This window comes from Youhaiella tibetensis (assembly GCF_008000755.1).
Taxonomy (GTDB): Bacteria; Pseudomonadota; Alphaproteobacteria; order Rhizobiales; family Devosiaceae; genus Paradevosia; species Paradevosia tibetensis.
Map to the genome: position 1 here is coordinate 3749218 of NZ_CP041690.1, position 25576 is coordinate 3774793.

The following is a 25576-nucleotide window of genomic DNA, read 5'->3' on the forward strand; positions in this document are numbered from 1 at the left end:
TCTCCCCGGCCCGGCCGCACGCAAATCCGGCTGGCCCGCTTATCGATAGCGGAAACGGAATTGCGGGGCCATCAGTGCCCACCGAGCGGCCATTTGGATGCAGAGCCGCTCTCAATCAGATAGGATTGCGCTGCCCGCCCGAGGCGTACATGGTACGGCCCGGCCAGCATGATCCCGGAAAGTGGCGACACTTTTCGGCAATGATCATGCCAAAAGTCGTGGGCGCTAGTGCATCCCGGAAAGGAATAGGGTGCGGTTCTCCAACAGGAACCGCGCGAAGGAACAGGCATCGCCCGGCACGAACCGGGCCCCGGCAGGGAAGCGAAATCCCTACGGTTCAAAGCGAGGAAAAAGACATGGCCCACGAACGGAACGGATCGATCGCGTATCCTGGTACGAACGGTATCGCCACTCGCAAAACCGGTCGGCCGGAGGCACAGGGCCTTTACGATCCGCGCAACGAGCGCGATGCCTGCGGCATCGGCATGATTGCCAACATCAAGAACAAGAAGTCCCACGAAGTGGTCGAGAAGGGTCTCGAAATCCTCGAGAACCTGGAACACCGTGGCGCCGTGGGCGCCGACCCGCTGATGGGCGACGGCGCCGGCATTCTCGTGCAGACCCCGCACGCTTTCTTCAAGAAGGTGGTTGATTTCGACTTGCCCGCGGCGGGCGACTACGCCGTGGCCATGCTCTTCTACCCCAACGAAGTCGCCCTGCGCGACCGCGTGGCCGAAGCTGTCCGCGCCTGCCTGCGCGACGAGGGGCTGGAGCTTCTGGGCGAGCGTGTCGTGCCGACCGACAACGGCAAGCTCTCCGAGGGCGTCATCGCCACCCAGCCGATCATCGAGCAGATGTTCATCGGCCGGCCGGCGGGCCTCTCCACCGACGAGTACGAGCGGCGCCTCTTCATCGCCCGCAAGGTGATCTCCAACACGGTCTACAACGCCCTGCCCGAAGTGGCCGGCGACAACGGCTTTTATGTCGTGTCGATGTCGGTGCGCACGCTGGTCTATAAGGGCATGTTCCTGGCCTACCAGCTCGGCGCCTTCTATCCGGACCTGTCGGACCCGGATTTCGAATCCGCCATCGCCCTGGTGCACCAGCGCTTCTCGACCAACACCTTCCCGTCCTGGAAGCTGGCCCACCCCTACCGCATGACCACGCATAATGGTGAGATCAACACCATCCGCGGCAACGTCAACTGGATGGCGGCCCGCCAGGCCTCGGTGAAGTCCGAGCTTTTCGGCGAGGAAATCTCCAAGCTCTGGCCGATCTCCTATGAAGGGCAGTCGGACACCGCGTGCTTTGACAACGCGCTCGAATTCCTCGTGCGCGGCGGCTATCCGCTGCCGCATGCGGCCATGATGCTGATCCCGGAAGCCTGGGCCGGCAACCCGCTCATGGATGAGAAGCGCCGCGCCTTCTACGAATACCACGCTTCGCTGATGGAGCCCTGGGACGGCCCGGCCGCCATGTCGATCTCGGACGGCCGCTACGTCGTGGCGACGCTTGACCGCAACGGCCTGCGCCCCGCCCGTTACCTCGTGACGCGCGAAGGCCATGTCGTCCTCGCTTCCGAATCGGGCGTGCTCAACATTCCCGAGGAAGACATTGTCGAGAAGTGGCGTCTCCAGCCCGGCCGCATGCTGCTGGTCGATCTCGAGGAAGGCCGCATCGTCTCGGACGAGGAGATCAAGACCCAGCTCGCCACCGCCAACCCCTATGCGCAGTGGCTCGCCCGCACCCAGATCGTGCTCGAAGACCTGCCGGCGGTTGCCCCCCAGGCCCCCGAGCCGTCCTCGAGCCTGCTCGATCGCGCCCAGGCCTTTGGCTACACCAGCGAAGACATCAAGCTGCTGATGGCGCCGATGGCGACCACCGGCCAGGAAGCCGTGGGCTCGATGGGCACCGACACGCCGCTTTCGGCGCTCTCGGACAAGTCAAAGCTCCTCTACACCTATTTCAAGCAGAACTTCGCCCAGGTCACCAACCCGCCGATCGACCCGATCCGCGAGGAATCGGTGATGAGCCTGGTCTCGTTCATCGGCCCGCGCCCGAACCTTTTCGACCTTGAGGGGCTCTCGACGGTCAAGCGCCTCGAAGTGCGCCAGCCGATCCTGACCAACGAGGACCTCGAAAAGATCCGCGGCATCGGCGACATCGCGGACAACCCGTTCAAGACCGAAACGCTCGACATCACCTATCCCGCCGACATGGGCGCGATCGGGATGGAAGCGGCGCTCAACGCCATCTGCGAAGCGGCGGAAGTGGCGGTGCGCGGCGAATACAACATCATCATCCTTTCGGACCGCCTGATCTCGGCCGACCGCATCGCCATTCCGGCGCTGCTGGCGACCGCGGCTGTGCACCATCACCTCATCCGCAAGGGCCTGCGCACCTCCTCGGGCCTGGTGGTGGAAACCGGCGAAGCGCGCGAGATGCACCATTTCGCCATGCTCGCCGGGTACGGCGCCGAGGCGATCAACCCCTACCTGGCTTTCGAGACGCTGGCCGCGCTGCACGCCGAGGGCGAGTACCCGCCCGAGGTCGACGCCGAGGAAGTCGTCCACCGCTACATCAAGTCGGTGGGCAAGGGCCTGCTCAAGATCATGTCCAAGATGGGCATTTCGACCTACCAGTCCTATTGCGGCGCCCAGATCTTCGATGCGGTCGGCCTCAAGTCCGACTTCGTAGCGCGCTATTTCTTCGGCACCGCTAACGCCATCGAAGGCGTCGGCCTGGCCGAGATCGCCGAGGAAACCGTCCGTCGCCACCGCCTCGCCTTCAGCAACGACGCCGTGCTGCGCCGCGCACTCGATGTGGGCGGGGAATATATGTACCGCATGCGTGGGGAGGCCCATGCCTGGTCGCCGGACGTCGTCTCGGACCTCCAGCACGCAGTGCGCAATTCCGACCTTTCCAAGGAAGGCGCCCAGGCGCGCTATGACGCCTTCGCCAAGGCGATCAACGAGGGCGAGAACCGGCACCTCTCCATTCGCACGCTCTTCGACATCAAGCCGCTCGGCGAAGCCGTGCCGCTCGAGGAAGTCGAGTCGGCCCAGGATCTGGTCAAGCGCTTCGTCACCGGGGCGATGAGCTTCGGCTCGATCAGCCGCGAGGCGCACACCACGCTCGCCATCGCCATGAACCAGATCGGCGGCAAGTCGAACACCGGTGAAGGCGGCGAGGAAGCCGACCGCTACAAGCCCCTGCCCGACGGCTCGCGCAATCCGCTGCGCTCCTCGATCAAGCAGGTGGCCTCCGGCCGCTTCGGCGTCACGACCGAATACCTGGTCAACGCCGACATGCTCCAGATCAAGGTCGCCCAGGGCGCCAAGCCCGGCGAAGGCGGTCAGCTGCCCGGCCACAAGGTGGACTGGATCATCGCCAAGACCCGGCACTCGACGCCGGGCGTGGGCCTGATCTCGCCCCCGCCGCACCACGACATCTATTCGATCGAGGATCTGGCCCAGCTCATCTACGACCTCAAGAACGTCAACGAGAAGGCTGACGTCTCGGTCAAGCTGGTGTCCGAAATGGGCGTCGGCACGGTTGCGGCCGGCGTTGCCAAGGCGCGCGCCGACCACATCACCATCTCGGGCTATGACGGTGGCACGGGCGCTTCGCCCCTGACGTCGCTCAAGCACGCCGGTGGCCCGTGGGAAATCGGGCTTGCCGAAACCCACCAGACCCTTGTGCTCAACCGCCTGCGTTCGCGTGTGAAGCTTCAGGTCGATGGCGGCCTCAAGACCGGCCGCGACGTCCTGATCGGGGCGCTTCTGGGCGCCGACGAATTCGGTTTCTCCACGGCTCCGCTGATCGCAGCCGGCTGCGTCATGATGCGCAAGTGCCACCTCAATACCTGTCCGGTCGGCATCGCCACCCAGGACCCGGTGCTGCGCAAGCGCTTCAAGGGTACGCCCGAGCACGTCATCAACTACTTCTTCTATGTCGCCGAAGAGCTGCGAGGCCTCATGGCCTCACTGGGTGCCCGCACCCTCAACGAGCTCATCGGCCGCTCGGACCTGCTCGACCAGAAGCGTCTGGTCAACCACTGGAAGGCCCGGGGTCTCGACTACTCCAAGCTCTTCTACAAGCCGGAGCCGCTGGGCGGGGATTCGATCTACCAGACCGAGTTCCAGAACCATCACCTCGAGGAAGTGCTCGACCGCAAGCTCATCGAGCTGGCAGAACCTGCCCTCACGGACCGCACGCCCGTGCAGATCGACATTCCGATCCGCTCGCGCGACCGCTCGGCCGGCGCCATGCTCTCGGGCCGCGTCGCCGAGGTCTTCGGCCATGAAGGGCTGGCCGACGATACCATCACGGTCAACCTGCACGGCACGGCCGGCCAGAGCTTTGGCGCCTTCCTGACCCGCGGCGTGGCCTTCGACCTCCAGGGCGATGCCAACGACTATGTCGGCAAGGGTCTTTCGGGTGGCCGAATCGTGGTGCGCCCGGCGCCCAACGCCAAGATCGTCCCCGAAGAGTCGATCATCGTGGGCAACACCGTGCTCTACGGCGCCATCGAGGGCGAGTGCTACTTCCGTGGTGTCGCCGGCGAACGCTTCGCCGTGCGCAACTCGGGTGCCGTCGCCGTCGTCGAAGGCACCGGCGACCACGGCTGCGAATACATGACGGGCGGCGTGGTGGTCGTGATCGGCGAGACCGGCCGCAACTTCGCCGCCGGCATGTCGGGCGGCGTGGCCTACGTGCTCGATGAAGACGAGACGTTCCGCTCGCGCTGCAACCTGGCCATGGTCGACCTCGAGCCGGTGCCCGAGGAAGAGAACCTGATGCAGAAGATCCACCACCATGGTGGGGACCTGGAGTGGCATGGCCGCGTCGACATTTCCGGCGACATGACCAAGCACGACGACGAGCGCCTGCACCAGCTCATCGCCAACCACTTGCACTATACCGGCTCGAGCCGCGCCCGGATGATCCTGGAGAACTGGGAGGCCATGCGTCCCAAGTTCGTCAAAGTCATGCCGGTCGAGTACCGCCGCGCCATCCGCGAAATGGAAAAGAAGCGCGGTTCTGCCGACCAGGTGGCTGCCGAATGACGTTGCAGATCTACGGCAACTTTGGGTCGGGCAACTGCCTCAAGGTCAAGTATATAGCCGACGCCACCGGCACGCCCTATGTCCTGCACGAAATCGGGTTGCGCTCGGGAGCCACAAAGACCCCCGAGTTCCTCAAGCTCAACCCGGCAGGCGAGATGCCGGTCGTCGTCCTTGACGACGGCCGCCCGCTGGCCCAGTCCAACGCCATCCTGCGCTACCTGGCGCAGGGCTCGCGGTTTCTGCCCAGCGATCGCTACGAGGCGGCCAAGGTCGATGAATGGCTGTTCTGGGAACAGTACAGCCACGAGCCGACCGTCGCGGTGGCCCGCGCCCGGGTGGTCTATGACAAGATGGCCATTGCCGACCTCGATCCCAATCTGGTCAGCCGCGGCAACAAGGCACTCGATCGCCTCGAGGAAGCCCTTACCGGCCGCGACTTCCTGGTCGGGGAGACCATGACCATCGCCGATATCGCCCTGCTGGCCTATACGCGCCAGGCTCACGAGGGCGGCTTCGATTTATCCGGGCGGCCCGCGCTCCTGCGCTGGATTGCCACCTGCGAACAAGAACTCGGACTTCCTGCCGTTTCGGCAGCAGCGCATTAGGAGGAAAGCATGGGTAAGGTTACAGGCTTTCTCGAGATCGAACGTGAGGAACCGCGCTACGAGCCGGCCTCCGATCGCGTCCGCCACTTCGGCGAATTCACCATTCCGCTCTCGGAGGGCCGGGTCATCGACCAGGCCGCCCGCTGCATGGATTGCGGCATCCCCTATTGCCACGGCGATACCGGCTGCCCGGTTCACAACCAGATCCCGGACTGGAACGACCTGGTCTATAACGGGGACTGGGAGGAGGCCGCGCGCAACCTCCACTCGACCAACAACTTCCCTGAGTTCACCGGCCGCATCTGCCCCGCCCCCTGCGAGGAAGCGTGCACGCTGAACCTGGAAGATACCCCGGTCGCCATCAAGACGGTGGAACAGGCTATTGCCGACCGCGCCATCCGCTCGGGCTGGATCAAGCCGCAGCTGCCGCTGGCCAAGACCGGCAAGTCCGTGGCCATCGTCGGCTCGGGCCCGGCCGGCATGGCCGCCGCCCAGCAGCTGGCCCGCGCCGGCCATGACGTCCATGTCTATGAACGCGAGCCCAAGGCCGGCGGGCTGATGCGCTACGGCATCCCCGACTTCAAGATGGAAAAGGACCACATCGACTTCCGCGTCTCGCAGATGGAAGCCGAGGGCGTTACTTTCCACTATGGCGAGAATATCGGCGTCACCCGCCCGCTCTCGGACCTGCAGGCGGCCCACGATGCGGTGCTGCTCTGCGGCGGTTCGGAAGCACCGCGCGCCGTCGATGCCAAGGGCACCGATTTCGCCGGCGTCCACTACGCCATGCCCTATCTCGTCCAGCAGAACCGTCGCCTCGGCGGCGAGGACGTGTCGGGCGAGCAGCAGCTCGTCGCGGCGGGCAAGCATGTCGTTGTCGTCGGCGGCGGCGACACCGCCTCGGACTGCATCGGCACGGCCTTCCGCCAGGGCGCCATCGCGGTGACCCAGCTCGATGTGCGTCCCCAGCCGCCCGAACTCGAAGACAAGCTCACCAACTGGCCCAACTGGGCGGTCAAGATGCGGACCTCCTCGAGCCAGGCGGAAGGCGCCATCCGCGAGTTCTCGGCCGGAACGATGGAGATCATCGGCAACAGCGCCGGCCAGGTCATCGGCGTCAAGGTGGCCCGCGTCGACCGCAAGCGCCAGCCAATTGCCGGCACCGAATTCGTCATCAAGGCGGACCTGGTGCTCATGGCCATCGGTTTCGCCCATCCGGTGCATGAAGGCATGCTGGCCGAGTTGGACGCCACGCTCGACAAGCGCGGCAACCTGTTCGCCGACACCTTCTCCTACCAGACCTCCAAGAAGGGCGTATACGCCGCCGGCGACATGCGCCGCGGCCAGTCGCTGGTGGTCTGGGCGATCCGCGAAGGCCGCCAGGCGGCCCGCGCCATCGACCTCGACCTCATGGGCAAGACCGACCTGCCCGCCTGATCCAAAATCGGGGCCGGCTTGCCCGCCGGCCCCGAACACGCTAAATGGACGTTCCGGTCTGCAGTTCACCGAGGCGTCGCCGCCCCATCTGGGGAGCTAAACCTGCATTCTTCCAAAGGACATTGACCCCTTTCGGGTGCCAAGTCGTAAGCCGGCGACCATCGACCGATCTTTCGTATTGGCACCTGACGAGGATTGTCATGTCGAGACCCCATATCCCTTTCGCCGTCGCCGACCTATCGGCCTTCGCCAAGTCCCTGCGCGCCCACTTGGCCAGCCACGACGGCCTGCCCAGCCACGTCGAGTTGCTCAACATGCTGGCGCGAGCCGGCGGCCACGGCAATTTCCAGCATCTGCGAAGCGAGGCCCTGGCGCCATCCACGGCCCCGGTCACATCTGCCCAGGCCACGCCGCCCCTCGATCGGGCCAAGGTCGACCAGGTGCTCAGGCATTTTGACGACAAGGGCCGCATGATGCGCTGGCCGGGCAAGACCAACCACCAGATGCTCTGCCTCTGGGGCATCTGGACCTACATACCATCGGGCCAGCGCCTCACCGAACGCGAGGTCAACGCCGCCATTACCGAGGGCCACACCTTCGGCGACTACGCCATCCTGCGCCGCTCGATGGTCGATGAAGGCCTCCTCGCCCGGACACCGGACGGCCGAATCTACCGGCGCATCGAACAGCTTCCGCCGCCCGAGGGCCTCGCAATCATGGCGGAAGTGCAGAAGCGAGCCGAGTGGGTAGCGGCCTAGCCGCTTCAGGCCTCATCTCTTCTTCCCTGGCCTCGCGCCAGGGAAGAGCACGTCACTGAGCCTCGACCCCGTCTTCCGGTGGCTCAGGGACGATGCCGACGCCGAAGGCGTCGACGCGCCCGACCGGTGCCTTCATCAGCGCATCGAGGTCGATAGGCGCGGCGGCCGGCGCATTCGATGCCGTGAGGAGGTCAGTCGCACGCGGCGGGGTCTTGGAGAGTGGGATCACGGCGCCCGCGACCTCGAGCAACCTGATCTGCCCCAGCCCCTGATAGGGCGGACGCAGCATGGGTTGGGCATCGGTGCCGAGCAGCGGATCGGCGACCGCGATGCTCACGCCGCCGCCGCGATAGAAGGCACGGATGGCCTGGCTGAGATAGAAGGCGAGCTTGTCCGAACCTGCCGTCGAGAAGTGGATGCCGTCATCCTTGCGCATGCGCACGTTCTGGCCCTTGAGGTCCGGACCGAAGCTCGTGAACTTGCCGTCCTCGTCGGCGAACTTCTCGTAGATGTCGAGGAACTCGGCACCGCCCGAAAAGCTCGCCATGCGCTGGAGCGAGGTGATCTGGCTGAGATCGGCCGAAAAACTGGCATCGGCCACCGGCGGCAGGCCGATCCACACCACTGGCTTGTTGGCGGCGCGCAGACGCGACAACACGTCGTTGAGGCGGGCCGTATAATGCTTGTCCCATTCGTCGGTGAGCGGGTCGAAGCTCTGCCCGGCCTCATCAAGCACCTGCATGTCATTGACGCCCAGGAAGATGACGGCGAGGTCGAAACTGTTGGCGGCGATCTCCTCGCCGATGACCTTGTTCCAGTCGTAGTAGTCGTGCCGCACGAACCCCGTGGACGCCTTGCTCTTGTTGATGACGACGAGGTTCGGATCTTCCGCGTAGAACCGATCGAGGGCCTTGGCGAGATCGATGCCGAGCGAATCCCCGAACACCATGAGCCGCGTGGCATTGGCGGCCTTTTCGACCGTCGGCTTGGCCGGCGCGGCGGCCGCCACCGGCGCGGGTTTGCGGCGCGGCTGCTCGACCGGCGCCTGCTGGATGACTTGCGGCTCGCGCGGCCCGAAGAGCAGGTCCATCAGGGTGCGGCGTTGGCGCGGCTGCTGTTGAGCGACCTGGATGGTCGCTCCCGCCTCCTGGGCCTGCACGAACATCGGGGCCAGATCGGTCAGCACGAGTGCGGCGACGATCAGCCCGATAATCCAGAGCTTTAGCGACTTCCTGTTCATCAGCCAGCTTCTAGCAGATTTGCACTCCGGCAGCCAATGAACACGCCGTCAGCGTGTCGCTGCCATCAGCTCGTTATAGGCCTCGATGGTGACGAATCCGTCTGCGACTTCGCCGCGAGCAGCCTGGAACCTGGCATAGGCCTGCTGCGTCACCGGGCCGATACGGCCATCCGAGGTTCCGTCGAGATAGCCGAGCCGGACGAGGGCCGACTGGATGGCCTTGCGCTGCGCCAGGTTCGGGAACCTGGCCTGCCGCGGCCAGGGTTGCACGAAATCACCCGCCCCCTTGAGCCGATCGGTCAGGTGGGCGACGGCCAGCGCGTAGCTGTCTGAGAAGTTGTAGCCCTTGAGAACGAGGTAGTTGGGGGTCATGAGGAATTTGGGGCCGCTCTTGCCGCCCGGCACGTAGAGGAAGACCGGCGTCCCCGGATCGGGGAACTTGCGATTGCCGACGCGCGTCACGCCGCGATCGGCGAAAAAGCCGATGGTGCGATAGCCCTCGCGGCCCGCCAGCGTGTAGTCGAACCCCGCAGGAAGCTGCACCTCGTAGCCCCAATCCATGCCCGGCTGGTAGCCCAGGCCGAGCAGGAAGCGCGACGTGGTGGCCAGGGCATCGGCGAGCGAATCGTGGAGGTCGATCTTTCCGTCCCCGTCGCCATCGGCGCCGTATTTGAGGACATTGGTCGGGTTGACCTGCAGATGGCCGATGGCGCCCGCCCACGAGCCCACGAGATGACGCGCGTCGAGCGGCCCGCGCTGCACGAGCAGCAGCGCGGCGATGAAATCCTTCTCGTCCTCCTTGAGGCGCGAGCGGCGTTGATGGACGACCGTGGCCAGCGAGCGCACGATCGGCTTGATGTACTTGGTGTTGGAAAGGATCGTGCCGTAATTGGTTTCGATCCCCCAGATGGCGCCCAGAAGATAGGGATCGACCCCGTATTGCCGACCAGCGGCGGCGAAAAGCGCCTTTGTTTCGCTCATGGATTTCTGCCCATGCGCGATCCGCTCGTTCGAAACGCGCCGGTCGATATAGTCCCAGACGGGCGTCGTGAACTCGGGTTGGCTCGAGACCAGGTTGGGGACGTTGGGATCCTGCGTCAGCCCGTCGGTTGCCCTCCGGTAGGTTTCCCGCGTCACCCCTGCCGCGAGGGCCTTGGGCTCGAAGGAACGCAGGAAGGAGCCGAAGCTCTCGGTCGGCTGGGCCAGGGCGGGGCCGGCGACTAGCGCCAGCGCCACGGCCAGCAGAATACGGAAGGGGGCCCGGTGGTCGGTATTGGCCATGCTGGTCTCCTCGAATTCCCGCATCATAGCAGAGTCGGAACCCGGACAGGGAGCGCGGCACTTTCCGTCTTTATATCAGTCGCTTGGCGACGTTTCAGCGGCCGGCCTCCGCACCGGGCCGCCACAGTTTGGCCAGCTCGATTAACCGATTCTGAACAACGTTCCGTCGCCCGCCCTTCAGCGGTTGCGCGTCATCAGATACCGTTCCCAATCGAGTGCCGACTGCACGATGCCCTCGAGGTCATCATGCGCCGGCTTCCAGCCGAGAAGGCGGCGCACCTTGTCGGCGCCGGCCACGATCGCCGGCGGATCGCCGGCGCGGCGCGGGCCCTCGTCCACGCGGAAATCGATGCCCGAGACCTGCTTGACGGTATCGACGACCTGGCGGACCGAATAGCCCCGGCCATAGCCGCAATTGAGGGTGGTGCTGTCCCCGCCCTTGCGCAGGTGCTCCAGAAGCAGAGCATGAGCCTCGACCAGATCGGTCACGTGGATGTAGTCACGCACGCACGTGCCGTCGGGCGTCGGATAATCGGTGCCGAAGATGTCCATCTTGTCGCGCTGGCCCAAGGCAGTCTGGCAGGCAACCTTGATGAGATGGGTGGCGAGCGGGGTCGACTGCCCGGTGCGCTTCTTGGGATCGGCGCCCGCAACGTTGAAGTAACGCAGCACCCCGTAGGTGATCGGGTGGGCAGCCGCGACGTCCTTGAGCATCCACTCGGTCATGAGCTTGGAACGCCCATAGGGCGACATGGGATTGAGGGGGTAGTCCTCGCCCACCGGCTCGAGCCCGGTCATGCCGTAGACCGCCGCCGTAGAGGAGAAGATGAAGTGCTTGACCCCGCCCTGACGGCCGCCTCGATAAGGTTTCGCGAGGCGGCGGTATTGTTGCCGTAGTACTTGAGGGGGTCGCTGACCGATTCCGGTACCACGATCGATCCGGCGAAGTGCACGATTTCGGTGATCTTGTGTTTGGCGATGATATCGCCCACAACCCCCATATCGCCGATATTGCCTTCCACAAGGGTGGCGCGGGGATCGACGGCCCAGTCGAAACCGGTCACGAGATTGTCCAGAACGACAACCTCATGGCCGGCATCGGCCAGCCGAAGCACCATATGACTGCCGATGTAGCCAGCGCCGCCCGTAACCAAAACCGCCATTACTGCCTCTGAATAACCAATGTGACGACAAGCTAGCCAACTGCCGTTGAAATAGCCTTACGTCGTCATCCTCTAGCACGGAGTTTGAGATTTGCCGAACCGCGTTCGTACGGCCGTTTTCCCCGTAGCCGGCCTTGGCACCCGCTTCCTGCCGGCCACCAAAGCCATGCCCAAGGAAATGCTGACGGTCGTCGACCGCCCGCTGATCCAGTACGCGGTCGACGAGGCCCGCGAGGCCGGAATCGAACACCTGGTCTTCGTGACCGGCCGCAACAAGGGCGTCATCGAGGACCACTTCGACCGCCAGTACGAGCTCGAGCATACGCTCGAAATCCGCGGCAAGACTGACGCGCTGCGCGAATTGCAGAAGGACCTGCCCTCGGCCGGCCAGACCAGCTTCACCCGCCAGCAGGAGCCGCTCGGGCTCGGCCACGCCGTCTGGTGCGCGCGCGAGCTGGTGGGCAACCAGCCCTTCGCCCTGCTGCTGCCCGACATGGTGTTCAAGGCCAAGCCGGGCGTGCTCAAGCAGATGATGGACGCCTATGAGGAGCGTGGCGGCAATATCATCGGCGTCGAGGAAGTCGATCCGTCCGAGGTTTCCTCTTACGGCATCGTCGCCCGCGGCGAGGGCCCCGATACCGGCTTCCCGATAACCGGTATGGTCGAAAAGCCCAAGGTCGGGGAAGCGCCGTCGAACCTCTTCATCTCCGGCCGCTATATCCTCCAGCCCGAAATCTTCTTCCTGCTCTCCGAGCAGACGAAAGGCGCGGGCGGAGAAATCCAGCTCACCGACGCCATGCAACGCCTCATGCACTCCCAGCCCTTCACCGGCGTGAAGTACGAAGGCCGGGTGTTCGACTGTGGATCGAAACTGGGGTTCCTTACGGCCAACGTGGCCTTTGCGCTCGACCGCCCCGATATCGCCGGAGAATTCCTGACCGAGATCCGCAAGCTGGCTCTGGACGGAACGCTGGGCTGAGCGCCGCCTGCCACGCGTGCCACCAGTCTTGGACCCTGGCTCTGCGGCCGGGGAAGATCTGGGTGGGGTGAGAGGGCCTAGTTGAGCCACAAGCGGGTTGCTACCGGAGCCGCTAACGCTTCGGTGCGCTCTTGCGGACTGGGCCGGCCACGGCATTGACCATCCCGTTGGTGATGGCCTGTTCCAGCTTGAAATAGTCGGGCCACGGGTTGGGGCCCGTTGCCCGTTCCGCCGCCTGGGCGAGCGAGAAGGCATTGGCGCGCTCGATGGTTTCCAGTTCCGCCCACGTCACCGGCGTTGCGACGGGGGCGCCTTCACGCGAGCGGGTGGAATAGGGCGAGATCGCCGTGGCGCCGCGTTCGTTGCGCAGATAGTCGATGAACATCTTGCCCTGGCGCTTCTCCTTGGAAAGCGTGGCGGTGAACCTTTCCGGTTCCGCCTCGGCCATCGTCTGGGCGAAGGTCTTGCAGAAGAGCTTGACCTCCGGCCACTCGGTGCGGCGCGCGATGGGCGCGATGACATGGATGCCCTTCCCGCCCGTCAGCATGGCAAAACTTTCCAAGCCCCAGCTTTCCAGGCCCTTGCGGATGTCGATGGCGGCGGCGCGGACGTGCTCGAACCCCAGGCCTTCATCCGGATCGATATCGAAGATGATGCGCTCGGGCAGTTCGATCTTGTCGCGGCGCGACCCCCAGAGGTGGAATTCGAGCGTGTTCATCTGGACGGCCGCGACGATGCCGGAGAGATCCGAGACGTAGAAATAGCTTTCCTTAGAGCCATCCTTCTCGGCGATCTCGACGGTCTTCATCGCCGCAGGGAACCCGCCGGTATCGTGCTTTTGAAAGAAGCAGGCCTTGGCGCGCCCCTGCGGGCAGCGCACCAGGCTGAGCGGACGATCCTTGATGTAGGGCAGCATGGCGTCTGCGACCGCATCGTAATAGGCAACGAGTTCGCCCTTGGTGACGCCCTGCCCCGGATAGGCGATGCGATCTGGGCTGGTCAGCCGGATGCCAAGGCGCTCGGCCGCCGCCACGCCCTTTGCCGGATCGAGGTGCTGCACGCGCGCTCCTTTGCCTTTTGACGGTGCCGCCCCTGCCGGCGGCGCACTGGCCACTTCCATCTTAACAGAGCGCGCCGGCTTGTCTTCCCGCAGGCCGATGAAGGAGGGGTGGCGCAGGGCGCCGTCGGGCGTGACCTCGCTATAGGCGATCTCGGCCACCAGGTCCGGCTCGACCCAGCGCGCTACCCGCGAGATGTCGCGCGGGGCGTTAGCGAAGGGCGTCTGCTTGCGCGCCCGCTCATCGAGCGCCTTCTGGAGGGCGGCCGCTTCCTTGGCGGAAAAGCCGGTGCCGACGCGGCCGTGATAGACGAGCCTGTCGTTCTCCCAGGCTCCCAGGAGCAACGAGGCGAAGGTGCGCTTCCTGTCCGAAGGCCGCCAGCCGCCGATGACAAATTCCTGGCGCTTGAGGCATTTGACCTTGAGCCAGGCCTTGGTCCGCTCGCCCAGGTAGTGCGAGTCCGCGCGCTTGGCGATGACGCCCTCGTGGCCCGCCGCGCAAAGCGTATCGAGCACCTTTTGCCCATTGCCCTCGATATGGTCCGAAAACTGGACCGGGGAGGTCTTGTCGACCTTCCCCAGGAGCCTGGCCAGCCGCTCCTTGCGCTCGAGCAGGGGCAGTCGCGTCAGGTCCTCGCCGTCCTCTTCGAGAAGGTCGAAAACGAAATAGACCAGCGGCGCACCCGTCGAGAGCGCGTTCTTGAGTGTCGAAAAATCGGTATGGCCCTCTCGGTCGAAGGCGCACAATTCTCCGTCGATGAGGGCGCTGCCCTTCGTCAAGCCGGCGAGCGGCTCGCGGATCGCACCGAACTGGGTGGTCCAGTCGTTCCCGTTTCGGGTGTAGAGCCGAACCTCTTCGCCCGCGATTGCCGCCAGGCACCGGTAGCCGTCGTATTTCATCTCGAAGATCCAGCCCGAGCCCTGGGGCACGGCATCGACGAGCGTCGCCAGCTCGGGCGGGCGGAAATCGGGAAGGCTTACTTCCTTGCCATGCGTCCAGACCTTGGGCTTGGCGGGCGCCTTCCTGGACTTGAGACCCTTGGCGATCCCCTCCAGGTTCCGGCCCGTTTCGACGCTCGTGGTGTTGTCTTCGACCAATGCCTCCCCGTCATCGCTCGCATATTCGTCCCGGTGCTTGATGAGCAGCCAGTTCTCCTTGCCGCCGCGATCGCGCTCCTTCATGTGGACGAGCACCCATTCGCCCTTCATGCGCTGCCCGTTGAGGCGGAACTTAAGGTCGCCCTCCTCGAGCCCCTTGTGGGGATCCCCCAGCGGCTCCCAGGTGCCCTCGTCCCAGAGCATGACGGTGCCCCCGCCATATTCGCCCTCCGGAATCGTGCCCTCGAAATGGGCGTAGTCGAGCGGGTGATCCTCGACCCGCACGGCGAGCCGCTTGTCCGAAGGGTTGTTCGATGGGCCGCGCGTCACCGCCCAGCTCTTTAGCACGCCATCCAGCTCGAGCCGGAAGTCCCAATGCATGCGGGTGGCGTCATGCTGCTGGACGACGAAGATGCCGGCCTTCCCCTTGCCGGTCCTGCCGGCCTGCTTGCCGGAGGGTTCGCGCGTCCGGGCGAAGTCGCGCTTGGCCTGGTAGTCCTTGAGCAACGTCTGGGCAGCGCGGGCGGCCATGGGTCAACTCGCCTTGCGCCTGGAACCCGAGCCCGTCCCGGATTTGGGCTTGGCGGACGCGCCTGTTTCAAGGCTCTTCTTGAGGGCCGACATCAGGTCCACCACATTGCTGCCTTCGGCCCGCTTCTCGGGCGGCTCGACATCGGTGGTGACCTTCTTGCCCTTGGACTTGAGCTTGCGGGAGATGAGTTCACGCAGCGCCGCCTGGTAGTGATCCTTGTAGTTGTCGGCGTCGAACGGAGCCGTCTTCTTGTCGATCAACGCCTCGGCGACCTCGACCATGTCCTTGTCGGCCTTGGCCTTGCCGATTCCGGCAAAGTAGGAATCCGACTTGCGGATCTCATCCTCGTAATGGAGGGTTTCAAGGAGCAGCCCAGTGCCCGAGGGACGGATGGCGACAAGGTATTCCTTGCCGCGCAGCGCTAGCTGGCCGATGCCGATCTTCTGGCTCTCGCGCAACGCGTCGCGTAGCACCCGGAAGGCATCCTCGGCGAGGTCGTCGGCGGGCACCACGAAATAGGGCTTGTCGTAGTAGATCGGATCGATGTCGCAGACGCCGACGAACTGTGTGAGTTCGAGCGTCTTGCGCGTCTCGAGCTTGACCGCGTCGATCTCCTTGTCGGTGAGGAGCACGTAATCGCCCTTCTCGTACTCGAATCCCTTCATGATCTCGTCCTTGTCCACGGGCCCGACGCCGGCCACCACCTTCTCGTAGTGGATGGGCTTGCCGGTCGGTTCGTGGATCTGGCGGAACGAGGGTTTAGCATTGGCCTTGGTGGCCGCGTAGAGCTCTACCGCGATCGACACCAGGGAGAGGCGCAGCTGGCCTTTCCACACGGGACGTGAAGCGGGCATCGCAATTCCTTCCGGTCTGGACGGGCTTTGCGAACAACGAGCGGTCCGCCCAAACGTTCCCGTGCCTGCTCATTGCGGGAATGCGCTGAATTTCCTACATGTTCACCACGCACATCCGTGGGAGGCAATGATGGATTCTTTTGGACTGGATGGGTTCAGCATCGCGCTGATTGCCGTCGGCATTCTCGTGATCCTGGTCCTGTTTTCGGGGGTCAAGACCGTCCCACAGGGCTTCAACTATACGGTCGAGCGCTTCGGGCGCTATACGCGCACGCTCCGGCCGGGCCTCAACCTCATCGTTCCGTTCATCGACAGCATCGGCAAGAAGATGAACGTGATGGAGCAGGTGCTCGACGTGCCGCACCAGGAAGTGATCACCAAGGACAACGCCTCGGTGACGGCCAACGGCATCACCTTCTACCAGGTGCTCGACGCCGCCGCGGCCGCCTATGAAGTGGCCAATCTCGAGCTTTCCATCCTCAACCTCACCATGACCAACATCCGTACCGTCATGGGCTCGATGGACCTGGACGAGTTGCTCTCCAACCGCGACGAGATCAACCACCGCCTGCTCAAGGTGGTGGACGCGGCGGTTTCGCCCTGGGGCATCAAGATCACCCGCATCGAGATCAAGGACATCGATCCGCCCAAGGACCTGGTCGATTCGATGGGCCGGCAGATGAAGGCCGAGCGTGAGAAGCGCGCCGCGATCCTGGAAGCGGAAGGCCGCCGCCAGGCCGCCATCCTCCAGGCCGAGGGCGCCAAGCAGGCCCAGGTGCTCGAAGCCGAGGGCCGGCGCGAAGCCGCCTTCCGCGACGCCGAGGCGCGCGAACGGTCCGCTGAGGCCGAGGCCCAGGCGACCAGGGTCGTCTCCGAGGCCATCGCGGCGGGCAACGTCCAGGCCATCAACTATTTCGTGGCCAACAACTACATCAAGGCCCTCGAAGGCATCGCGCGCTCGCCCAACCAGAAGCTGCTCATGCTCCCGGTCGAAGCCTCCAGCGTCATTGGCGCCATCGGCGGCATTGCCGAGATCGCCAAGGAAACTTTCGGCACGGCTCCGCGCAACACCACGACCAGCCGTCCGCCCTCGACCGGCCCGCAGCAATAGGAGGCCTTCGTGCATCTGCTCGACTGGATCGCAACTTACGGTGCCTGGGCCTGGGTGGTGGGCGGTGTGATCCTGCTCGCGCTCGAGCTGGCCCTGCCCGGCGGCGTCTTCGTCTGGCTGGGCAGCGCCGCAGTGGTGACCGGGCTGGTTTCGCTGGTCTATCCGCTGGACTGGGCCTTCGAATTCGCCTTCTTCGCCGTGCTGGCGCTCCTGGCGATCTTCGTCTGGCTGCGCTTCTTCCGGCACCGGATCAAGCCCACGGACAACCCGTTCCTCAACCAGCGCGCCTCGCGCTTCATCGGCCAGGAACTGGTGCTGGACGAGGCCATCACCGCCGGCTTCGGCCGCGTGTCGCTGGGCGACAGCGTCTGGCGGATTTCGGGCCCCGACCTGCCGGCCGGCGCCCGCATCAGAATCGTGGGCGCCGAAGGCGCCGTCCTCAAGGTCGAGCAGGCCTAGGGCCTCAGCCCCACCGGCACCGGCGGCTTCTCGGAGACCACCAGGATCTCGATACGCTGGTTGGCCGAGAGGTAGGGATCGTTCGGGAAGAGCGGCTCGGAATCGCCGCGGCCGACGACGCTGTAGATATGGGCGTCCGAAAGCCCGAATTCCTCCAGGATCTGGCGCGCCACATTGGCGCGGTCGAACGAGAGATCCCACTTGCCGTAACGCGGATTGGGGAACGTGGCGCCCGCCGCCGTATGGCCGGTGATGCGGATCTGGTTCGGCATCTTGTTGAGCAGCGGCGCCATGGCCGCGATGGCCTTGCGGGTCAGCTCGTAGGGATATTTCGACCCATCCGGGAACATGGCCCGCCCATCCTGGTCCGAGATGACGATGTTGAGGCCTTCCTCGGTGTTCTCGACCAGCAGGTTCTGGGAAATGGCGGTGATATCGGGCTGGTCCTGCCAGGCCTGCTTGAGGCTGGCGGCCGCGAGCGAGAACTGCTCGAGCCGATCCTCTTCAGTGCGCTCGTTGGTGAAGGTATTGGCTTCCTGTCCCTGCGCCTGCCGGTCCTCGCGATCCTCGGTCGCGAACTCGGACTGGGCCTCGGTCGACTGCTCGGCCATATGCTTGGGATAGGGCCGCTGCGGGTTGCCGGTGCGCTCGATCATCCCGGCCTTGTCCTGGACCAGGGTGATGCCGAAGGCATCCTTGACCGAGCCGGCCGCCTGCTGGAGCTTTTCCTGATCCTGCACCGAAAACGAGAGCAGCATCACGAAGAAGGCCATGAGCAGGCTCATCAGGTCGGCAAACGAAATGACCCACGAGCCGCCATGGGCACCGGCTGCGGCGCCTTTCTTCCGCTTCATCACGAACGCTCCCCGCCTAGGCTGCATCGAGCAGCTGGTCGCGATCGTGGAGCGGCAGGAAGCTGGCCATCTCGTCTCGGATCGTCGCCGGGTTGCGGCCCTCGCGGATCATGACCAGCGCTTCGATGATCATGGTGCGGTTGGTGCCCTCCTCCTGCGCCCGGTTGGCGAGCTTGTCGGAGATGGGAAGCGCGATGACGTTGGAGATCGCCGCGCCATAGAAGGTGGCAAGGAGCGCGACCGCCATGCCCGGCCCGATCTTCTTGGGATCGTCCATGTGGCCGAACATCGAAACGAGGCCGATAAGCGTGCCGACCATGCCCATGCCGGGCGCCGTATCGCCCAGGGTCTTGAAGATCTTGTGGCTTTCCTCGGTGCGCTCGTAGTCGAGGTCGCGCTCGCGCTCGAGCGAGGTGCGGATGGCCTCGGCGGTATAGCCGTCGGCGATCATGCGCACGCCGCGCTGGAAGAAGGGATCGGTGACATGGACGGATTCCAGCGCGATCGGACCCTGCTTGCGCATGCGGTCGGCGACTTCCGCGATCTGGTCGATGACCTTGGTGGGAGAGACGGGCTTGTAGAACAGAGCGCTCTTGAGGCCCATGTTGATGGCCGTGCCGAAGCTGGAAAGCGTGTAGCGCACCAGAATGGCCATGCTGGCGCCGCCGACCACGACCAGCGCGGGCAGGATGTTGATGAATGAAAGCGGGCTTGAGCCTTCGAGCAGAATTGCCCCGAGAAGCACGGCGAGGCCGCCGATCAAGCCGATAAGAGTGGCAATATCCATTTTGCGCCAAATCCCCTGCGCCGAAATACTGGTCTTCTGACCTTGCGGGGATCATGGGGAGGCAGGCGATAATTTGCCTTTAAGCGGGGCAGTAAACGCGCCGTAAAGCCAATCGATAAAATTTGAAAGAAATCGTTAACCTAAAATCGCAATGATCACTTAACTATTCGCCCTCCGGAGCGGTTGATTTGGGCTGTCCGAAACTCCCCGCCATTGCTGCCGGCGCCGCACTGCTAGCAGTGGCGGCGACAGGTGCCCATGGGCAGGATGGCTCCTACGCCGACAATCCCGATATCTTCCGCGACGGCTACAAGGTCGACTGGGTTCCCGCCAGCGCCGAGCTCCCGGGCGAGCGCGCCTCGGAAGATTTCGGCCTGCCCTTCAAGGTCGACTGGAGCCTGTCGTTGCGCGGCGCCTACCAGCACGACAATGCCGGCGACCACTACCAGGCGCTCCTCGTGCCGCAAGGCTCGCTGACGCGCATATTCGAGCGCGGGCAGCTGTCGGCAACCGGCGAGGCCGAACTGGGCAAGCTGAGCGGGGACATCCTGCGCCTCGACGCGCTCCGCCTCGCCATCGCCGGGGACTACCGGCTGGACAGCCTCACCACCACCAGCGGCAGCATCGGCTTGTCGCGCGCCCAGGACAGCATCCTCAACGCGGCCGCGGACGTGGCCCAGACCCCGGTGGTGACAGCGCTTTCAGGCGAAGGCACAGTGACCCGCCAGTTTGGCAAGTTCTCGCTCGCCCTGCGCGGCAGTTTCGGCCGCACGGTCTACGAACCGACGACGCTCACCGACGGCACGCTGCGCGACAATGCCTACCAGACCACGACCTGGTTCGGCGGCGGCCTGCGCGCCGGCTGGGAGGCCACCCCGATCCTGACCGTCTTCACCGACGCCAGCCTGCAGCGCAATCTCTTCGACGGCGCCTCGCCTTCGGTCGGGGTCAAGACCGACAATTACGACGCGGCGCTGCGTGTCGGCGTCGCGGGCAAATGGCAGGATCGCCTCGAGGCCGAAGTTTCAGGCGGTCTCGGCTTCGTGCGCTACGACGACGCCAGCCTGAGCGAAGCGACTTCGACGCTCTATGACGCCAGCCTCACCTATCGCCCGGACGAGACCATCGCCATCCGGGGCGCCTTCTCGACCGCCTTCGTGCCGCCGAGCAGCGAGGTGGCTTCGACACGCGTCGAATATGCGGCAACGCTCGATGCGAGCTACCAGATCAATGCCTGGCTGGCCCTGCGTGCCAATGCCGCCTGGTCGCAGGTGCGCCGCACCGACGGCACCGAGCCGGACACGAGCTATGGACTGGGCGTCGGCGCCGACTATGCGCTCAACCGCCATACGACCCTGACGGCCGACTACGCCTTCGCCCATACCGAGGACTACCCGGACCCGGCGCGCGATGCGCACCGGGTAACGGTCGGGGTGACGTTCAAGAAGTAGGGAAAGGGGCGCGGGAGAGGCCGCGCCGACCTATGGGCTAGAGCCAGCCCTTGAGTTCGCGCCGCACCATGTTCTCGATCATATCCATGCCCGCCGGGCTGGCGTTGAGGCAGGGGATGTAGGCGTAGCGCTCCCCGCCGGCATGCATGAACTCTTCCTCGCCGGTGATGGCGATTTCCTCGAGCGTCTCGATGCAGTCAGCCGAAAAGGCCGGAGCGAGGATGGCGACCTTCTTGATGCCTTTGCCGGGCAGCGACTTGAGCGTCTCGTCGGTATAGGGCTCGAGCCATTTTGTCGGCCCGAACCGGCTCTGGAAGGTGACCATGAGCTTGTCCTTGGACCAGCCCAGCTTTTCGCGCACGAGGCGCGTGGTCTTGAGACACTGGCAGTGGTAGGGGTCGCCCTTCTCCAGATAGTCCTGCGGCATGCCGTGATAGGACGTGATCACGAGGTCCGGCTCGAAATCGAGCGCAGCCACCCCGTCCCGGATCGAGTTGGCCAGCGTCTCGACATAGAAGGGATCGTCGAAATAGGCCGGGGCCGTGCGCACGGCCGGCTGCCAGCGCATCTTGGCCAGGGCGTCGAACGCCTTGTCGTTGGCCGTGGCGGTCGTCGTGGCCGAATATTGCGGATAGAGCGGCACCAGGAGGATCTTCTGGCACCCGGCCTTCTGGAGCGCTTCGAGGCGCGAGGCGGTGGAGGGGTTGCCGTAGCGCATGGCGTAATCGACCACCACGTTGTCCCCGGCCAGGCGCTGGCCCAGGCTCGTCGCCTGGTCGCGCGTGATCACCAGCAGCGGGCTCTCGTTGGTGCGCTTGTCCCAGATGCGGGCGTAGTTGGCTCCGCTCTTCTGCGGGCGAAACGAGAGGATCACCAAGTTGAGGATCGGCCACCACAGCCACTTGGGCGTCTCGATGACACGGGGATCGCTCAGGAATTCCTTGAGGTAACGCCGCACCGACCAGTAATCGGTCGCATCGGGCGTTCCGAGGTTGAGCAGCAATACCCCGATCTTGGGAGTGGCAACCGGCGGGTGGCCCGCAGGCAAAAGGTCCGGCATGAAAATCCGCGGCTTCTGGTTATGACTCGCGCCGGCAACATAGCCCGGTCCGCCACGAGTTCAAGGTGCGATCTGTCGCGGGTCAACCCATGGCAGCGGTGACGAAATCGAAGATCAGCTTGAGGTTGAGGGCAATGATGAGGGCCGCGATGACCGAGGCGGCGACGATGATCCAGGGCGGCGCCACCAGCGCGCCCATCTTGGACTTGCTGGAGGTGAACATGATGAGCGGCACCACCGCAAAGGGCAGTTGAAGGCTCAGCACCACCTGGGAGAGGATGAGGAGCTGGCCGAGCTGGGCCTCCCCGGCCCAGAGGATGACCACGATGGCCGGCACGATCGCCACCAGCCGCGTCACCAGCCGGCGCGCCCAGGCGGCCATCTTGATGTCGATGAACCCTTCCATGACGATCTGGCCGGCCATGGTGGCGGTGACGGTGGAATTGAGCCCGCAGCAGAGCAGCGCGATGCCGAAAAGGGTCGGCGCCACTGCGTGCCCGAGGAGCGGCAGCAGCATCTGGTGGGCGACCGCCAGGTCGTCGACCACCTGGCCGTTGGCGTGGAACGTGGCTGCCGCCAGCACGAGGATCGAAGCGTTGACGCCCAGCGCCAGGGTCAGCGCGATGGTCGAATCCCAGGTGGCGAAGGTCAGCGCCTCCTTCTTTTCGGGCAGCGTATGGCCGTAGGCGCGCGTCTGGATGATCCCCGAATGCAGGTAGAGATTGTGGGGCATGACGGTCGCCCCGATGATCCCGAGCGCCAGGTAGAGCATATCCGGATTGGTCACGACCTGGGTGGTGGGCGCAAAGCCGCGGATCACCTCGCCCCAGTTGGGATCGGCCATGGCGATCTGGACGATGAAGCACACCGCGATCACGCCCAGGAGCGTGATGATGAAGGCCTCGATCCAGCGGAAACCCTTGGTCTGCAACCAGAGGATGAGGAAGACATCGAGCGCGGTGACGAGAATGCCGATTTCGAGCGGCAGGCCGAAAATGAGGTTGAGGCCGATGGCGGTGCCGATGACCTCGGCAAGGTCGGTGGCGCAGATGGCCAGCTCCGCCAGCGCCCAGAGCGGCCAGGCCGCCCAGCGGGGGAAGGCATCGCGCGAAGCCTGGGCCAGATCCTTGCCGGTGCCGATGGCAAGGCGCGTGCACAGCGATTGCAGCAGCACCGCCATGATGTTGGAAAGCAGCACCACCGAGAGCAGCACGTAGCCGAACTGTGAGCCGCCCGCCAGCGACGTGGCCCAGTTGCCCGGATCCATGTAGCCCACGGCCACGAGATACCCCGGCCCCACGAAGGAGAGGAACCGCCGCCAGCCCGAACCCGTCGAGCGGACCGGAATGGTACGGAACGTATCGGCCAGGGGCGGCTGATCGCTCTGGCGCAGCCAGGCATGGTGCTTGGCCGGCTGCACAACGCCTTCCGGCTGGGAGGCTTCGGTGGTCATAGACAGGCTTCCTACTGGGCGGACGACACTAACCGCCAGTGACAATCATTTGCAACAGCTTGCATTTGCAACATAGCTTGTTGCAAACCGTTTGCAAGTAGCAGGAACGGATGGAACGCCGAAAAGTTGCAGTTCGCGCCAGCCACGGCCCCGGCCCGCTTGGCCGTTGCGAACAAAACGGGAAACATGATCCTATCGGCTATGCTAGCCGTCTCCGATTCGCCCCTTGCGCCTGCCGCCTATCTCGAAAAGCTCAATCCCGAGCAGCGCTTGGCCGTGGAGCATGGCGTGGGCGCCGCCAACGGGCCGCTGCTGGTGATCGCGGGAGCAGGCTCGGGCAAGACCAATACGCTGGCCCACAGGGTGGCCCACCTCATCGTCAACGGCGCCGATCCGCGCCGCATCCTGCTCATGACCTTCTCACGCCGCGCCGCCGCCGAGATGACGCGGCGGGTCGAGCGCATCTGCCGGCAGGTGATGGGCGAGAAGGCCGAGGCCATGACCGGAGCCCTCAACTGGGCCGGCACCTTCCACGGCATCGGGGCGCGGCTCATCCGCGACTATGCCGACCAGATCGGGCTCGACCCGGCCTTCACCATCCACGACCGCGAGGACTCGGCGGACCTGATGAACCTGGTCCGGCACGAACTGGGCTTCTCCAGGACCGAGACGCGCTTTCCCACCAAGGGTACGTGCCTGGCCATCTATTCGCGCTGCGTCAACGCCCAGCAGCCCATCGAGGAGGTGCTGGCCCGCGTCTTTCCCTGGTGCACCAGCTGGGCCAAGGAGCTCAAGCAGCTCTTCGGGCTCTATGTCGAGGCCAAGCAGAAGCAGAACGTGCTCGATTACGACGACCTGCTGCTCTACTGGGCGCAGATGGCGGGCGATGGCGCCATCGCCGCCGACCTGGGCAACCGCTTCGACCATGTGCTGGTGGACGAGTACCAGGACACCAACCGGCTGCAATCCTCGATCCTGCTGGCGCTCAAGCCCGACGGGGCGGGGCTCACCGTCGTCGGCGACGACGCGCAGTCGATCTATTCCTTCCGCGCCGCCACGGTGCGCAACATCCTCGATTTTCCCGCGCACTTTGCCCCGGCGGCGCGCATCGTGACGCTCGACCGCAACTACCGCTCGACCCTGCCGATCCTCACCGCCGCCAATGCCGTAATCGAAAAGGCCAGCGAGCGCTTCACCAAGAACCTCTGGACGGACCGGGATTCGGGCGGCAAGCCGGCGCTGGTGAGCGTGCGCGACGAGGCCGACCAGGCCCGCTACGTCGTCGACAGGATCCTCGAGAATCGCGAGACGGGGGCGTTGCTGAAACAGCAGGCGGTGCTGTTCCGTACCTCGAGCCACTCGGGCCAGCTCGAGGTCGAGCTGACGCGGCGCACCATCCCTTTCGTCAAGTTCGGCGGCCTCAAATTCCTCGATGCGGCGCATGTAAAGGACCTGCTGGCGGTGCTGCGCTTCGCAGAGAACCCGCGCGACCGGGTGGCGGGCTTCCGCATCCTGCAATTGCTGCCCGGCGTCGGCCCCTCCTCGGCGCAGCGCATCCTCGACGTCATGGCGGCAGCACCCAATCCGATCGCGACCCTTGCCGACCTCCCTGCCCCGCCGCGTAGCGGGGACGAATGGCCCGCCTTCGTGAGCCTGATGGCAACGCTCAAGGCCGACCGCGCCGACTGGCCGGCAAGCCTGGGGCTGGCGCGGCGCTGGTACGAGCCGCATCTCGAACGCATCCACGAGGACGCGCTGACGCGCCAGGCCGACCTGCTCCAGCTCGAGCAGATCGCCTCGGGCTACCAGAGCCGGGAAAAGTTCCTGACCGAGCTGACGCTCGACCCGCCCGACGCCACCAGTGACCAGGCTGGCGTGCCGACGCTCGACGAGGACTATCTCATCCTCTCGACCATCCACTCGGCCAAGGGCCAGGAGTGGAAGTCGGTCTATGTGCTCAACGTGGTGGACGGCGCCATCCCTTCGGACCTGGGCACCGGATCGCCCGACGAGATCGAGGAGGAGCGGCGCCTGCTCTATGTGGCCATGACCCGGGCCAAGGACGACCTGCACCTCATCGTGCCGCAGAAATTCTTTGTGCACGGGCAACACTCGAAAGGCGACAAGCACGTCTACGCCAACCGCACGCGCTTCATACCGCGGGAGCTGGGCGACCACTTCGAATGGACCTCCTGGCCGCCGCCGGCGCGGGCCGGGGAAACGGCCGTGGCGGCAAGCCAGCCCGTGCGGCTCGATATCGGGGCGCGGTTGAGGGACATGTGGAGCTAGGGGCGCATCTGGTGCCGGCACCACGGCATTTCCCCAGGA

General features: G+C 65.1%; 17 protein-coding genes and 1 pseudogene. 9 read left to right on the forward strand and 9 right to left on the reverse strand.

What is annotated here, in order from left to right:
• Positions 1–356: 356 nt before the first annotated feature.
• The 4 genes from gltB (at position 357) to FNA67_RS18380 (ending at position 7869) form a co-directional block, all read left to right on the forward strand.
• Positions 357–5069, forward strand: a complete 4713-nt coding sequence (gene gltB, locus FNA67_RS18365) for a glutamate synthase large subunit (RefSeq protein ID WP_147657465.1) — start codon at positions 357–359, stop codon at positions 5067–5069.
• Positions 5070–5071: 2 nt separating this feature from the next.
• Positions 5072–5674 (forward strand): glutathione S-transferase family protein, encoded by a 603-nt coding sequence (locus FNA67_RS18370; protein ID WP_049708139.1) that lies wholly within the window; start codon positions 5072–5074, stop codon positions 5672–5674.
• 9 nt (positions 5675–5683) lie between these two features.
• Positions 5684–7111 carry a glutamate synthase subunit beta gene (locus FNA67_RS18375; RefSeq protein WP_147657467.1) on the forward strand — a complete coding sequence of 476 codons (1428 nt, stop codon included), beginning with the start codon at positions 5684–5686 and terminating at the stop codon, positions 7109–7111.
• A 200-nt stretch (positions 7112–7311) separates the two neighbouring features.
• The gene (locus FNA67_RS18380) at positions 7312–7869 is read left to right on the forward strand and encodes a DUF2087 domain-containing protein (RefSeq protein WP_147657469.1); all 558 of its coding nucleotides are present in this window, start codon (positions 7312–7314) and stop codon (positions 7867–7869) included.
• A gap of 52 nt (positions 7870–7921) precedes the next feature.
• Here FNA67_RS18380 and FNA67_RS18385 read toward each other — a convergent pair whose 3' ends face one another.
• The 3 genes and pseudogenes from FNA67_RS18385 to galE all read right to left on the reverse strand — a co-directional run bounded on the left by FNA67_RS18385 (position 7922) and on the right by galE (position 11553).
• Complete coding sequence (locus FNA67_RS18385) at positions 7922–9109, reverse strand: SGNH/GDSL hydrolase family protein (RefSeq protein WP_147657471.1); 1188 nt, start codon at positions 9107–9109, stop codon at positions 7922–7924.
• A 48-nt stretch (positions 9110–9157) separates the two neighbouring features.
• Positions 9158–10390, reverse strand: coding sequence for a lytic murein transglycosylase (locus FNA67_RS18390; RefSeq protein ID WP_170267362.1), 1233 nt, complete (start codon positions 10388–10390; stop codon positions 9158–9160).
• Positions 10391–10567: 177 nt separating this feature from the next.
• Positions 10568–11553 (reverse strand): annotated as a pseudogene (gene galE / locus FNA67_RS18395) (UDP-glucose 4-epimerase GalE).
• Between the two features lie 91 nt (positions 11554–11644).
• Here galE and galU point away from each other — a divergent pair.
• A complete protein-coding gene (galU, locus tag FNA67_RS18400; protein WP_049706517.1) occupies positions 11645–12532 on the forward strand; it encodes a UTP--glucose-1-phosphate uridylyltransferase GalU in 888 nt (295 codons plus the stop codon).
• Positions 12533–12644: 112 nt separating this feature from the next.
• Here galU and ligD read toward each other — a convergent pair whose 3' ends face one another.
• Positions 12645–15218 (reverse strand): DNA ligase D, encoded by a 2574-nt coding sequence (gene ligD / locus FNA67_RS18405; protein ID WP_147657475.1) that lies wholly within the window; start codon positions 15216–15218, stop codon positions 12645–12647.
• Between the two features lie 3 nt (positions 15219–15221).
• Complete coding sequence (gene ku / locus FNA67_RS18410) at positions 15222–16073, reverse strand: non-homologous end joining protein Ku (RefSeq protein ID WP_147657477.1); 852 nt, start codon at positions 16071–16073, stop codon at positions 15222–15224.
• Positions 16074–16203: 130 nt separating this feature from the next.
• Between ku and FNA67_RS18415 the strand changes: the two genes are divergently transcribed.
• The gene (locus FNA67_RS18415) at positions 16204–17184 is read left to right on the forward strand and encodes an SPFH domain-containing protein (RefSeq protein ID WP_049706520.1); all 981 of its coding nucleotides are present in this window, start codon (positions 16204–16206) and stop codon (positions 17182–17184) included.
• Between the two features lie 9 nt (positions 17185–17193).
• Complete coding sequence (locus FNA67_RS18420) at positions 17194–17643, forward strand: NfeD family protein (RefSeq protein ID WP_147657479.1); 450 nt, start codon at positions 17194–17196, stop codon at positions 17641–17643.
• Here the strand turns inward: FNA67_RS18420 and FNA67_RS18425 are convergent.
• On the reverse strand, positions 17640–18497 hold the full coding sequence (locus FNA67_RS18425; RefSeq protein ID WP_049706522.1) for an OmpA/MotB family protein: 858 nt from the start codon (positions 18495–18497) through the stop codon (positions 17640–17642). The genes FNA67_RS18420 and FNA67_RS18425 overlap by 4 nt on opposite strands.
• A 16-nt stretch (positions 18498–18513) precedes the next feature.
• Positions 18514–19284 carry a motility protein A gene (locus FNA67_RS18430; protein WP_049706523.1) on the reverse strand — a complete coding sequence of 257 codons (771 nt, stop codon included), beginning with the start codon at positions 19282–19284 and terminating at the stop codon, positions 18514–18516.
• A 188-nt stretch (positions 19285–19472) separates the two neighbouring features.
• On the opposite strand from FNA67_RS18430, the gene FNA67_RS18435 reads away from it, so the two are divergent.
• Complete coding sequence (locus FNA67_RS18435; protein WP_147657481.1) at positions 19473–20735, forward strand: outer membrane beta-barrel protein; 1263 nt, start codon at positions 19473–19475, stop codon at positions 20733–20735.
• A 37-nt stretch (positions 20736–20772) separates the two neighbouring features.
• Here the strand turns inward: FNA67_RS18435 and hemH are convergent, their stop codons facing one another.
• Together hemH and FNA67_RS18445 are read right to left on the reverse strand one after the other, a co-directional pair.
• Entirely contained in the window at positions 20773–21795 is a 1023-nt protein-coding gene (gene hemH / locus FNA67_RS18440; protein ID WP_049706525.1) for a ferrochelatase, read from the reverse strand.
• Between the two features lie 82 nt (positions 21796–21877).
• Positions 21878–23248, reverse strand: a complete 1371-nt coding sequence (locus tag FNA67_RS18445) for an Nramp family divalent metal transporter (protein WP_147657483.1) — start codon at positions 23246–23248, stop codon at positions 21878–21880.
• Positions 23249–23434: 186 nt separating this feature from the next.
• Between FNA67_RS18445 and FNA67_RS18450 the strand changes: the two genes are divergently transcribed.
• Positions 23435–25537, forward strand: a complete 2103-nt coding sequence (locus tag FNA67_RS18450) for an ATP-dependent helicase (RefSeq protein WP_244616389.1) — start codon at positions 23435–23437, stop codon at positions 25535–25537.
• Positions 25538–25576: the final 39 nt, after the last annotated feature.

Coding starts and splice junctions, on each gene's coding strand:
- gltB (WP_147657465.1), top strand. CDS start 357: ATGGCCCACGAACGGAACGGATCGATCGCGTATCCTGGTACGAACGGT.
- FNA67_RS18375 (WP_147657467.1), top strand. CDS start 5,684: ATGGGTAAGGTTACAGGCTTTCTCGAGATCGAACGTGAGGAACCGCGC.
- FNA67_RS18380 (WP_147657469.1), top strand. CDS start 7,312: ATGTCGAGACCCCATATCCCTTTCGCCGTCGCCGACCTATCGGCCTTC.
- FNA67_RS18385 (WP_147657471.1), bottom strand. CDS start 9,109: ATGAACAGGAAGTCGCTAAAGCTCTGGATTATCGGGCTGATCGTCGCC.
- FNA67_RS18390 (WP_170267362.1), bottom strand. CDS start 10,390: ATGGCCAATACCGACCACCGGGCCCCCTTCCGTATTCTGCTGGCCGTG.
- ligD (WP_147657475.1), bottom strand. CDS start 15,218: ATGGCCGCCCGCGCTGCCCAGACGTTGCTCAAGGACTACCAGGCCAAG.
- ku (WP_147657477.1), bottom strand. CDS start 16,073: ATGCCCGCTTCACGTCCCGTGTGGAAAGGCCAGCTGCGCCTCTCCCTG.
- FNA67_RS18415 (WP_049706520.1), top strand. CDS start 16,204: ATGGATTCTTTTGGACTGGATGGGTTCAGCATCGCGCTGATTGCCGTC.
- FNA67_RS18425 (WP_049706522.1), bottom strand. CDS start 18,497: ATGAAGCGGAAGAAAGGCGCCGCAGCCGGTGCCCATGGCGGCTCGTGG.
- FNA67_RS18430 (WP_049706523.1), bottom strand. CDS start 19,284: ATGGATATTGCCACTCTTATCGGCTTGATCGGCGGCCTCGCCGTGCTT.
- hemH (WP_049706525.1), bottom strand. CDS start 21,795: ATGCCGGACCTTTTGCCTGCGGGCCACCCGCCGGTTGCCACTCCCAAG.
- FNA67_RS18445 (WP_147657483.1), bottom strand. CDS start 23,248: ATGACCACCGAAGCCTCCCAGCCGGAAGGCGTTGTGCAGCCGGCCAAG.
- FNA67_RS18450 (WP_244616389.1), top strand. CDS start 23,435: ATGATCCTATCGGCTATGCTAGCCGTCTCCGATTCGCCCCTTGCGCCT.